The organism is Bacillus sp. TH30 (assembly GCF_016650875.1).
Taxonomy (GTDB): Bacteria; Bacillota; Bacilli; order Bacillales; family Bacillaceae_G; genus Bacillus_A; species Bacillus_A mycoides.
The window spans coordinates 25,090-36,594 of sequence record NZ_JAEKEY010000002.1 but is presented as its reverse complement, the minus strand read 5'-3'; the positions used below and the strand labels follow the sequence as shown (position 1 = coordinate 36,594).

The window sequence follows — 11,505 nt, the reverse complement described above, 5'->3', positions numbered from 1 at the left end:
ATGTTCAAAATAGGGGATTTTTCAAAACTTTCTTCCATTAGTATACGTATGTTGAGACATTACGATAAAGTGGAATTATTACAACCAGTCAAAGTCGATGAGCAAAGTGGTTATCGATTTTATTCAGCAGCCCAATTAAAGAAAGTAAATCAAATTCAAGTGTTAAAAGATATGGGATTTAATATTGCCACTATTAAAGAATTAGTAGAGAGTGAAAATATTGAAGTAATAAAGTCACAATTTGAAAATCGTAGTGCTCAAGTAAAGGAAGAAATAGACGATCTCAAAAAACAATTACGTCTCCTCGAAGACTCAATGAAAACGATGAGAGAGGATGTTATTGAAATGAACTATCATGTTTCATTAAAAGAAATTCCAGAAAGAAATGTAGCAAGTGTTAGAAAGGTTATTCCATCGTATAATTGCGAAGGGGATTTATGGAGTATATTGATGCAAGAAATTAATGTTAAAAATATTAGTATAGCTAATCCGAGTTATAGTATTGCTACATTCCATGATCAAGAATATAAAGAAAATGATGTAGATGTAGAAATACAGCTAAATATTTTAGGGGAGCATGAAAATACAAAAGATGTTAATTTCAAAAAGATAGATCCATCCTATGTAGCTTCAATAACAGTTAACGGAAGTTATGAACAAATGACAGCTGTAAATGAGGCGGCAGCAAAATGGATTGAAACGGAAGGTTATGAATTAGCTGGACCGATGTTTAATATTTATCACGTTAGTCCAGCGATGGAATCAGATCCTAATAAGTGGGTTACAGAGGTTTGTTATCTGATAAACAAATAAACAATAAAGTAAAAAAGGCATCGTATATGCCTTTTTTACTTTATTTCTATCTGGAAATATTTAGCACAAAGGACTCGTTGATTAACCATAATAGCCTCCTTAATACTAGTTAATCTAAGGAGGCATTGAATTGTTATAAATTAATGATATGTGTATCCTCCATCAGGAAATAATACATTACCTGTAGTAAAACCATTTTGCATTAAATACAGGACAGTATGTGCAATTTCATCATTATACCCAGGTCTCTGTACAAGAGAAAGAGATTTATAATCTTCATAAGCAGCTAGTCTTTTCTCATTTTGTTCATTCTCTCTTCGTATCGTTCCAGGAGAAACAACGTTAACTCTAATAGGAGCTAATTCAACAGCTAAAGCTTTCCCTAAGCTTTCAATAGCACCATTACAAGCTCCGTAAGCAGGCGCTCCTTTAAGTGGCCGTTGACTAAATGCACCGGACATTAATACGATAGATCCAGAGTTTGAGAGAAAAGGAATTGCATATTTTACGGCATAATATTGTGGCCAAAACTTTCCGATAAAGCTGCTTTCGGCGATATCATCTGTAGCAGTTATTGATCCAAGTGTGTAAGAGGCTCCTGGTGTGAATAAATGATTAAAATTCCCAACCTTCTTGAAAAAATCTTGTAATTGCTCTTTATTTTGATTATCCAATACATAAGTTTGAAGATGGTTGTTATTTATTATTTCTCGAGCAGCCTTTAATTTTTCTTCCGAGCGCCCTGCAATAATAACATGTGCTCCTTGTTCAAGTGCTTGTTTTGCTGTTGCTAATCCAATACCAGAACTCCCGCCGATGATAACGATATGTTTATCTTTTAATACAGTAATAGACATGATTAAACATCTCCCTTAATATAAGATTTAAAATAAGTTGTGTTAATTTTATTATTCGTTAAAAAATGACTACTGAAAAGTACGCACTTTATATGTACTTAGTCGCGAATTTCGTACTAATCGCTTGTTATATGGATACATAATATAAAAAATTATTCATTATAATTTATGATTTGAGGGGAGGGGTGAGGAAAATGAATTTAGAGGAACCGAAATTAAAAGGAGTAATAGCGACATTACAAATAATCGGGGGTAAATGGAAGCCATTGATTTTATTTATTTTGCTAACAGATGGAACGAAACGGTTTGGTGAATTAAAGCGATTAATCCCAGGCATTTCTCAAGGAACATTAGCGAAGCAGCTTCGTGAATTAGAGCACGATCAACTAATAAAACGCGAAATTTATCAAGAAATACCACCTAAAGTGGAATATAGCTTAACTGAGCATGGAAAAACAGTCAGTATTGTTTTGGATAGTATGTGTGGTTGGGGAAGAGGACATTTAGAATATATCGATAAAAACAAACTATAATATTATTATGTAAACTAAATGGGGTTTGTCGAAACATATCGTTTTAATAATTTACATTTTATAATATATAATTAAATAGTGTTATAGGTTATTATATATGCAGTCTTCCAGATGAAGTGATATAGATGAAATGCTGTATCGTTCGAAGTAACTAGTTGTTCGGGGCTGAAAAAATGCGTAGCAGATATAAAAGAAGACGTAGGCCCTTTCACGATAATATCAACTATGAGTCTATTTCGAGAATCATCTAAACAGTTAATGCATTTTTACAAAGGGGAAATAATAACATGAATGAATTAGAGTATAAAAGTTTTTATGATAAAGTGGGACGATTAAATGGGTGGGACTTTAGTAAGCTAAAGTGTGAAACTGTAGGTGACACTTGGGACTTTTATGGCGAAGTGCAAGAAAGATGTAAACCATCAGATATTCTACTTGATGTTGGCACAGGTGGAGGAGAGAATATATTAAAAATAGCATCTTCAGCTGCATTACTGATTGGAATAGATAATTCTAAAGGAATGATCAAAACAGCACATTCCAATTTGAATAAAGCAGGTGTACAAAATGTTGAATTTCTTCAAATGGATTCGGAATTTTTAACGTTTCCGCATGCTCATTTTGATATTACTTCAAGTTGTCATGCGCCGTTTGTAGCACCTGAATTGGCAAAAGTAATGAAAAAAGGTGCTTTTTTCTTAACACAACAAGTTAGCGAACATGATAAATTAAATCTTAAAGAAGCATTTGGTAGAGGGCAATGTTTAGGTGAAAGAGATGGTACGTTAAAAGATAATTATATGGGTGAACTTATTAGTGCAGGATTTGAACTCGTACAAGTACGTGAATATGATGTTACTGATTATTACAGTACTCCTGAGGATCTTATTTTCTTATTAAAACATACGCCTATTATTCCTAGATTTGGAGAAAAAAAGAGGACTTTAATATTTTACAAAAGTTCATTGACGCTAATAGTTCCGAAAAAGGTATTCGTACGAATTCAAAAAGGTTTATGATTATTGCTGTTAAATCATAGTGTATTTTAACGTAAAAGCTGATTTTCTTTAAAAGAAAATCAGCTTTTTTTGTGGAAAAGAATGCAGGGAAAACTTAAAAATCATAGAAATAGGTTAAGTGGTAATCTAAAAATTGAAATATAGGGGATAATTATTTTGAAACGTTACTATATTAACAACGAAAAAATAAACGCACATATTACTGAGTGGGGAAATAATGAAAAGCCCGTTATCTTTTGTTTACATGGGTTAGGTAGTACGAGTTTAAGTTTTATAGAAATTGCAGAAGAATTAAAGGAAGAGTATAGATTTATCTCCATTGATGCACCTGGGCAGGGTAAAACACCGCCCTTTGAAAGAACGGAAGATTATGAGATGTTGAATTTAGCAAACTGGTTAAATGAAATAATAAATGAACTGAGAATTGAACATTTCTATTTTTTATCACATTCGTGGGGAAGTTTTGTAGCACTATTTTATTTATTAAATAATCCAGAAAAAGTACTAGGAAGCATTCTTATTGATGGAGGATATCAAACAAAAAGGCTTCAAGAAGAAACGCTTGAAGAGGAAATCGCGTATTACGAAAAGGATTTTGAAGAATATATTTTTAATAATTGGGATGGATTTTTCAAAAGTGAAAAAGAAGCCTATACTAGGTGGTCTCCATTATTAGAAATTGCTGTAAAAGACCTAGGGATTGAAATGGATAATGAAGTATGTTGGCATGCGAGAGGTACAACAGCTGGTAATATAATAAGAGGTATGCATAAAGATGAAACGATAGATATTTACGAGAAGTTACCATCTAATATTATATTGCTTCGAGCTACACTACCGCAGGTATGGGATGAATATAGAGATAAAACAGTGGGAATTTTTAAGTTAAAAACTGGCGCGAAAGTAAAATTAATCTCTGATACTACACATTTATTACACTGGGATAAACCAGAAGTTGTTATAGAGGAAATAAAAAGTAATTGGAGATAACATATTCATACTAAAGTTGTAGTTTTCACATGAAAAATCCACCCTTCGGTTTGATTTTATCTATTTATAAGTGTAATACAATAAGAATAAATAATAAGAAACAAGGGGGAATGTAAAGTGATTACACATATATCAGATATAAAACTACAAACGGTTTCTATAGAAGGGGTAAAACAAGTTTATAAAGACATATTATCTTTTCCAATAAAAAAAGAAACCGCATCATATATTCAATTTGAAGTAACACCGTATACAACAATTAGTTTTCAAGAAGTATATGAACCAATTGCACCTGCGCATTTCGCTTTTGAGATCCCATATTCAAAGTTTCATGAAACGGCAAAATGGCTTAAAGAGTCTGGATTACTCATTGTGAAATGGAAAGATGGTCATACAATTGGTGAGGAGAATGGTCTATTCAATTTATACTTTAAAGATGGTGATGGAAATCTTCTCGAAATTATTGCACATAGTTATGTTAAAGAAGAGGTGTTAGTCCCGCATTCACCGTTAAACATTTTATACGTAAGGGAAATTGGTCTTCCGGTTAAAAGTGTACCTGTATTTACGGAATGGTTGAAATCAAATCTAGACATGAAAACGAAGGAAGATGGGGATATTTTCAATTTTGTTATAGGTGGCACTGCATATATCGTTGCAACCTGGTGGCAGCGACCGTGGATTCCAATCGCGATGAAAGCTTTACCACCGAAAGTACATGTTTCATTCGGAACACCGGATCATGCGTTTTTACAACAAATCCAAAATAACTTTAAGAAAAATGGTGTTCCATTTGAAAGTAAACATACTGAAGTAGTGTTTATTCAACAAGGGTATTCATTTTCTGTTTTGCATACACCGGAGTTTCATTCCGATATTCCTAGAAAATTAAACTTACCACTTTCTATATAATTATAGGGAGGGGTAAGTTTTTTTCATTTTCATGAAGAAGGGTTTCAGTATAATTACACTGAATTTATAGAGGACTATAAAGCGTTATTCTAATTTACTGTAAGGAGAGAAATGAATTGAATCTAGGAAATCCAATAGCCAAAGGAAATACGGCTGAAATTTATCTTTGTGATAATAAAGTTGTGAAATTGTTTAAAGAATGCCTCCCTAATACAGAATCTCTATACGAAGCACGAAAACAAAAGTATGCATATTCATGTGGTTTACACGTTCCTAAAGTATTTGAAGTTACAGAGATACAAGGCAGACAAGCTATTATTATGGAATATGTAGAAGGAGAAAGTGTTGGTGAGCTTTTGCTTAATAATTTGAGTAAAGCGGAGCATTTCATAAGTATTTGTGTAAGTATACAACAAAAAATTCATGCTATATCTGTGAGCTCGGATGAAATAGAACCGATGGAAGAAAGGCTTTATCGTCAAATTAACTCCGTACATGATCTGGATGAAAAACAAAAGGGAAATATATTAAAAAAGTTAGATTCAATCACATTTGAACCTAGATTATGTCATGGTGATTTACATCCGTTTAATTTAATTATGAGTAATGGTGATGTGAAAATTATAGATTGGGTTGATGCTAGTTCAGGTGATATTCGTGCAGATGTGTTTCGGACATACTTATTGTATTCACAGAATTCAGTGGAATTAGCTGAAATGTATTTACATATATATTGCAAAAAAACAGGTCTATTAAGAGAGGGAATTTTCCAGTGGGCTCCTATTATTAGCGCAGCTAGATTGGCAGAGAGTACACCTCTGTAAATAAAAGATGTTTTCAAGTATTTATTTTGATCCCTATTAAAATAGTGAATCATTTATTTTTTTACTCATTGATTCTCTCCATTATTTTTCTTGCTAATTCATTTCGATTTGTCATATACTTAAAAGAGACCAAACGTTTTCTTTTAGGAGGACACAATGCGTAAAGGTGAATTAACAAAAAGAATGATTCTTGATCGTTCCTCTGCTCTGTTTAATGTAAAGGGCTATAGTGGTTCTTCAATTTCTGATATTATGCGAGAGACTGGGCTGGAGAAGGGTGGTATTTATCGTCACTTTAAAAATAAAGATGACTTGGCTGTTCAAGCCTTTCAGCACGCAACTTCACAAATGGGAGTGCGTTATGTCGAAGAGATAAAAAAAGCATCCAATACGTTGGATAAGTTAAAAACTTTTATTTCAGTTTTTACATCTCTCATTAATAATGATCCTCTTCCTGGAGGGTGTCCAATCATGAACGTAACGTTAGAAGCTGATGATTCCCATCCTCTCATGGCATTACAAGCACAGATAGCGATGAATCAATTACTTGGAATAATTGAAAAGATTATTACGTATGGAATTGAGCAAGGAGAGTTAAAACCAGATACTCAAGCAAAGCAGATTGCTATCATCTGGATTTCTTCTCTTGAAGGAGCACTTGCCTTGTCACGCTTATACCAAGATACAGTTTATATTGATACAGTATCGTCACGACTTTTAGATGAATTGGAAAAACAAATTACGGCCAACTAAGCCGTAATTTTTACTGCTAAAAAGAGACTGTTCGGTTTCTTTTTTGAGGGGGTGATCACTTAATAGAAATTCCATAATGGAACTATGAAAAAACGGATGAGAGAAGAATGGTACTAATACAAAATAGTAAATTGAAAAATGTGTAGAATATGAACGATTTCGGCCTACCTGTTTCTAATTTTTGGAGGAGTGTGAAAAGGGATATGAGAGAATTTGAAACAATCGTAATTGGATCTGGCCCTGGAGGATATGTTGCTGCAATAAGAGCTTCACAATTAGGGCAACAAGTGGCAATTATAGAAAGAGAGAATCTTGGTGGCGTATGTGCTAACGTTGGCTGTATTCCATCTAAGGCACTTATTTCTGTAGGTCATCGCTTTGAGGAAACAAAGCATTCAGAAGATATGGGTATTTTTTCTTCTGGTGTAAATGTTGATTTTGCAAAAGTACAAGAATTTAAAAACAACGTTGTAAAGAAATTAGTAGGTGGTGTAGAAGGGTTATTAAAAAGCAATAAAGTAGAAGTGATAAAAGGTGAAGCTTATTTCATGGATGCTAACACTATACGAGTAACCAATAAAGATGCAGCTCAAACATATACATTTAAAAATGCAATTATAGCTACTGGATCACGCCCAGTTGAAATTCCAACATTTAAATTTACAAAACGTGTGATTAACTCTACAGGTGTACTTAGTTTAACTGAAGTTCCAAGTAAATTGGTTGTAATCGGTGGTGGTTACATTGGTACTGAATTGGGCTCTGCTTACGCTTCCCTCGGTTCTATAGTAACAATTATTGAAGGAGGTAAAGATATTTTAACTGGCTTCGATAAACAAATGACTCAAATTGTGAAAGAAGACCTTATAAACAAAGGTGTTACAGTAATAGTAGATGCATCCGCTAAAGGTGTTGAAGAAGTTGAAAATGGTGTAATTGTTACCTACGAAATTGATGGTGAAGAAAAGAAAGTTGGCGCTGATTACGTATTAGTAACGGTTGGCCGTCGTCCTAATACTGAAAATATGGGTTTTGAAAAAATCGGTATTGAGTTTTCTGACCGCGGTTTATTAAAAGTTGATCAACAATGCCGTACTAACCTTCCGAATATTTTTGCTATAGGAGATACCATTGCTGGTCCACAGCTTGCACATAAAGCATTTTACGAAGGAAAAGTAGCTGCCGAAGCTATCTCTGGTGAACTATCATCTGTTGATTACTTGGCAATTCCAGCAGTTTGCTTCACAAACCCTGAATTAGCAACGGTCGGTTATACAGAAGAGCGAGCAAAGGCAGAAGGCATGGAAGTAAAAGTGGTTCAATCGCCATTTTCAGCAAACGGTCGTGCACTTGTATCAAATGAAGGTAAAGGGTTCTTGAGGCTTTTGGTGCGTAGAGAAGATGGCGTAATAGTAGGTGCTCAAATCGTGGGCAATGGTGCATCAGAAGTAATTGCCGAAGTGGGTTTAGCAATCGAATCAGGCATGACAGTTGAAGATATTGCATTAACACCACATGCTCAACTAACTTTAAGTGAGATTGTGATGGAAGCTGCTGAGGCCTTAATTTACAATTTTAAATAAATATTAATTAATAAAAATTGGATTGCTTCGTTTTTTAGAAATTCTAAATAAAATAAATGTAGAGATAAATAAATATGTAAAAAAACAATCTTTACTAATAAACTTCTTAATAAAATATTATGGCTAATTGAGCCGTTTTTTTACCGTAAAAAAGAGACTATTCGGTTTCTTCTTGTGAGAGGATTTATTCATTTATTAGAGAATAAAAAGTGAAATTATGGAAAATAAATATGAGAGGAGAATATAAATGAGTCAATTTGTTAATTCAACAATGGAAGGTAAAAATTTTAGTGCTGTTCAAGTAGGAAAGTGGGAGAATCTGCTTCAATATAAAAATGGAAATCCATTTAAAGCTCCTGGAAAGGTATTTCTTAAAGATGACCTACAATGTACAGGGATGGAAGTTTCACTAAATGTTTTCCCTCCAGGCATTTCGATGCCCTTTTATCATAAGCATAGAGAAAATGAAGAGCTGTATATCTTCGTCAAAGGACAAGGGGAATTCAAGATTGATGATGAAATCCTTGAAATCAAAGAGGGTACTGTCATAAGGGTGGCACAAAAGGGGGAAAGAATTTGGCGTAACAATTCAAGTGAACCTCTCTATTTTATTTGTATTCAAGCTAGGGCAAATACTTTGGAAGAAAGTAATATCGAGGATGGTATTAAGCTAGATAAATCCGTTGAATGGATTGAAAAATAGGTGCCACTGTACGATTAAATATCGTTTCGCTCCTTGTATGTTGTCTTTTGAAGAAAACTTATCTATAGAAAAGTACACCCAATTGTTAAACTGAATGTAACAATTGGGTGTACTTCATAGGAAACCAACTGTGTTTAAAGAATGGCTTTTTTCAATCTTTATTCTATAAAGGTTCATTATCCGTACTTGTTCCTCAGTTAACTCTTCTTTATTCCAATACATATGCATTAAACTATATTCGAATATCTCCTTTAATTTAATAAACAATGGAAGCTGCTCTATCATTTCTTTAGGTAGATCATTTTCCTCCTGGTATCCGTCGATTATTGCTTTTGTAATAGAATTCTCATAGTCGACTATGTTGCCATTCCCAACGAAAGAATATTCTATCGCGCTATAGACTGGAACAGCTAAATCGAATATGTAAAAATGTTTTTCACAGTCTTGAAAATCAATCATTGTTAAATTTAAATCATTGTCCACTAATATGTTTTCTAACCATAAATCCCCATGAATTAAGCCGTAATTTGAAGTGGACTTTGGCAGATCCTTTATAGAAGTTAAAACGTCAGATGCAATTTCTCTTATAGTAGTCTCTTCTTTTGGGATATAGTTAAGAAAATTATACTCTTCATTTTCATACCAGTCGTTTATATGTTTTACTGGTTCAATACTTTCAAAATTTTTAGATGCACGATGTAATTTACCAATTTGTTGACCAAGCTTTTTAAATACATTAGAATTCCATTCGTTTCTTGGTAAATGTATACCAGGAGCAGCTTTATATAATACAGCAAAAACTTCTTTGTCTAATGTTATTTTCTCTACTAAATTCCCCTTTAAAGAAGGTATTATGGGAGGGACTCCTAAGCCCTTTTGATATAAAAAGTTCGTATATGTAACTTCTTCTAATTGCTCTTCATATGTTTTATAGTTTGTAATTCTAAAGAAGTAAGTACCTTGTGCTGTGAGACATTGATACATTTCATTTGTTATTGGTTTCATTTCAATAAAATCCAATGGATATAGTTTATTAATTAGTTTAAGTATCTCTTTTTCTATATTATTCATTTTAACTTTCTTTCCAAACATAAATTTTCCACTCACAAAACTACTAGTTCCTTAACTTACAAATTTCGTGTTTTATTTGGTAGAATCCTTTAAAAAAGATTTATCCCGTAAAAGTCCGATTAGTATGGGATAATAATCAGTGGGGAGGATCAAACTCCCCACTGATTAAAGTTTCACTTTATTGGAAAGTTAAGTAAATGTATGACAAAATAAGATAGCTGAAAAAATATGAAATGAGTAATTACATATGATATTTAAAGGTTCTAGAGGGTGGTTAATGTTATAAACCACAAGAAATATCAAAAGAAAGAAGTGGATACTTCTTATAATATTTAGTGAGGAGGGATATAAATGAATGAACATATACAGCTAATGATTGAATGGATTGAGGGCAATTTAAAAAAGGAGTTTTCATTAGATGAATTATCTGATTATATGGGGTATTCTCCTTACTTCTGTTCGTTTAAATTTCATCAAATAACAGGGATAAGTATTAGACGATATATTCTTCTTAGAAGATTGTATTTATCAACGGAAGATTTGACGAATGATAGAAAGATAATTGATATCGCATTTGATTACGATTACTCTTCGCAAGAGGCTTATAGTAGAGCATTTAAAACTGTTTTTGGTATAACCCCAGGAAAATTCCAACTTAACAAAATACCGGTTCAATCATTTATTAAACTCTCAATCAATGATGGAAAGGAGTGGGATAGAATGAATTTTTCTAGAAAAATTGAAGTTAATCAGTTACGAAATGCGAAGAGTGAGCTGTTTGATAAAGATGTACTAAACATATTAAATGGTCAATTTATGTATGAAGAATTTAAAAGTGAAAGACTAATGGGAGAGTCTGATTACGCTCCATTTAATGAAGCTATGTGTGTAAATGCGACTACTGCACAGATTTTTGATGATGAGTTTATTAAAACAAGGGCAGAAGGACATCAAGGTACTGTAGAAAATTATATGAAAAAGGTTATTCATCCTTTAGAGAATCTTTTTAAAAAAGAGTATAAATGTATCGTTTTATGGTTTGGTGAGGATATGTTTTGCCAAATGAATCTACTTACCGTACTTTCTTACCTTGAACAGTCTGATTATAAGGGAAAAGTATACTTAAATAGCTTCAGAGAGGATGAATTTAAAGTAAGTCAAATTGAACTTGAATTAGGGAACTATTTTTCTGTTTACAATGAAGTTCTAGTAAATCATAAAAAGCCATCTCATGAGATACTACCTGTAATATATCAGGCGATAGATTTATATTTAGAGATGCTAAAAGAAAATAATGTAGTAGTAAAGTATATCTCCAAAAATAAAGATTTACCAACACAAGAGTTACTAAAAAGGTTGTTTAATCTTTTTCCAACAATAGGATATGGGGACCTACAATATATAGAGCTTATTAATAAAGCGAGATGAAAATTGAAACTAATTAGAA

At 32.8% G+C, this 11,505-nt stretch carries 11 protein-coding genes and 1 pseudogene; 10 read left to right on the top strand and 2 right to left on the bottom strand.

What is annotated here, in order from left to right; all coding sequences use genetic code 11:
- Positions 1-813, top strand: coding sequence for a MerR family transcriptional regulator (locus tag JFU20_RS02560; protein WP_201038300.1), 813 nt, complete (start codon positions 1-3; stop codon positions 811-813).
- A gap of 140 nt (positions 814-953) precedes the next feature.
- On the opposite strand, the gene JFU20_RS02555 is transcribed toward JFU20_RS02560, so the two are convergent.
- Complete coding sequence (locus JFU20_RS02555) at positions 954-1,670, bottom strand: SDR family oxidoreductase (protein WP_002013344.1); 717 nt, start codon at positions 1,668-1,670, stop codon at positions 954-956.
- Between the two features lie 194 nt (positions 1,671-1,864).
- Between JFU20_RS02555 and JFU20_RS02550 the strand changes: the two genes are divergently transcribed.
- The 8 genes and pseudogenes from JFU20_RS02550 to JFU20_RS02515 all read left to right on the top strand — a co-directional run bounded on the left by JFU20_RS02550 (position 1,865) and on the right by JFU20_RS02515 (position 8,987).
- A complete protein-coding gene (locus JFU20_RS02550) occupies positions 1,865-2,203 on the top strand; it encodes a winged helix-turn-helix transcriptional regulator (RefSeq protein ID WP_002013343.1) in 339 nt (112 codons plus the stop codon).
- A 287-nt stretch (positions 2,204-2,490) separates the two neighbouring features.
- A pseudogene (locus JFU20_RS02545) lies at positions 2,491-3,242 on the top strand (class I SAM-dependent methyltransferase).
- A 136-nt stretch (positions 3,243-3,378) separates the two neighbouring features.
- A complete protein-coding gene (locus JFU20_RS02540) occupies positions 3,379-4,212 on the top strand; it encodes an alpha/beta hydrolase (RefSeq protein ID WP_201038299.1) in 834 nt (277 codons plus the stop codon).
- A 117-nt stretch (positions 4,213-4,329) separates the two neighbouring features.
- A complete protein-coding gene (locus JFU20_RS02535; protein WP_002013339.1) occupies positions 4,330-5,124 on the top strand; it encodes a VOC family protein in 795 nt (264 codons plus the stop codon).
- 116 nt (positions 5,125-5,240) lie between these two features.
- Positions 5,241-5,948, top strand: a complete 708-nt coding sequence (locus tag JFU20_RS02530) for a phosphotransferase family protein (RefSeq protein ID WP_002013338.1) — start codon at positions 5,241-5,243, stop codon at positions 5,946-5,948.
- A gap of 156 nt (positions 5,949-6,104) precedes the next feature.
- Positions 6,105-6,701 carry a TetR/AcrR family transcriptional regulator gene (locus JFU20_RS02525; RefSeq protein ID WP_002013336.1) on the top strand — a complete coding sequence of 199 codons (597 nt, stop codon included), beginning with the start codon at positions 6,105-6,107 and terminating at the stop codon, positions 6,699-6,701.
- Positions 6,702-6,904: 203 nt separating this feature from the next.
- The gene (lpdA, locus tag JFU20_RS02520) at positions 6,905-8,284 is read left to right on the top strand and encodes a dihydrolipoyl dehydrogenase (protein ID WP_033715803.1); all 1,380 of its coding nucleotides are present in this window, start codon (positions 6,905-6,907) and stop codon (positions 8,282-8,284) included.
- A gap of 247 nt (positions 8,285-8,531) precedes the next feature.
- Entirely contained in the window at positions 8,532-8,987 is a 456-nt protein-coding gene (locus JFU20_RS02515) for a cupin domain-containing protein (RefSeq protein WP_033715802.1), read from the top strand.
- A gap of 114 nt (positions 8,988-9,101) precedes the next feature.
- On the opposite strand, the gene JFU20_RS02510 is transcribed toward JFU20_RS02515, so the two are convergent.
- Positions 9,102-10,079, bottom strand: a complete 978-nt coding sequence (locus JFU20_RS02510) for a phosphotransferase enzyme family protein (protein WP_002013333.1) — start codon at positions 10,077-10,079, stop codon at positions 9,102-9,104.
- 330 nt (positions 10,080-10,409) lie between these two features.
- Between JFU20_RS02510 and JFU20_RS02505 the strand changes: the two genes are divergently transcribed.
- Positions 10,410-11,486 carry a helix-turn-helix domain-containing protein gene (locus tag JFU20_RS02505; protein ID WP_201038298.1) on the top strand — a complete coding sequence of 359 codons (1,077 nt, stop codon included), beginning with the start codon at positions 10,410-10,412 and terminating at the stop codon, positions 11,484-11,486.
- Positions 11,487-11,505: the final 19 nt, after the last annotated feature.

Excerpts from the sequence above, each read along its gene's own strand:
- lpdA (WP_033715803.1), top strand. The coding sequence starts at position 6,905 with ATGAGAGAATTTGAAACAATCGTAATTGGATCTGGCCCTGGAGGATAT.
- JFU20_RS02550 (WP_002013343.1), top strand. The coding sequence starts at position 1,865 with ATGAATTTAGAGGAACCGAAATTAAAAGGAGTAATAGCGACATTACAA.
- JFU20_RS02555 (WP_002013344.1), bottom strand. The coding sequence starts at position 1,670 with ATGTCTATTACTGTATTAAAAGATAAACATATCGTTATCATCGGCGGG.
- JFU20_RS02505 (WP_201038298.1), top strand. The coding sequence starts at position 10,410 with ATGAATGAACATATACAGCTAATGATTGAATGGATTGAGGGCAATTTA.
- JFU20_RS02510 (WP_002013333.1), bottom strand. The coding sequence starts at position 10,079 with ATGTTTGGAAAGAAAGTTAAAATGAATAATATAGAAAAAGAGATACTT.
- JFU20_RS02560 (WP_201038300.1), top strand. The coding sequence starts at position 1 with ATGTTCAAAATAGGGGATTTTTCAAAACTTTCTTCCATTAGTATACGT.
- JFU20_RS02515 (WP_033715802.1), top strand. The coding sequence starts at position 8,532 with ATGAGTCAATTTGTTAATTCAACAATGGAAGGTAAAAATTTTAGTGCT.
- JFU20_RS02525 (WP_002013336.1), top strand. The coding sequence starts at position 6,105 with ATGCGTAAAGGTGAATTAACAAAAAGAATGATTCTTGATCGTTCCTCT.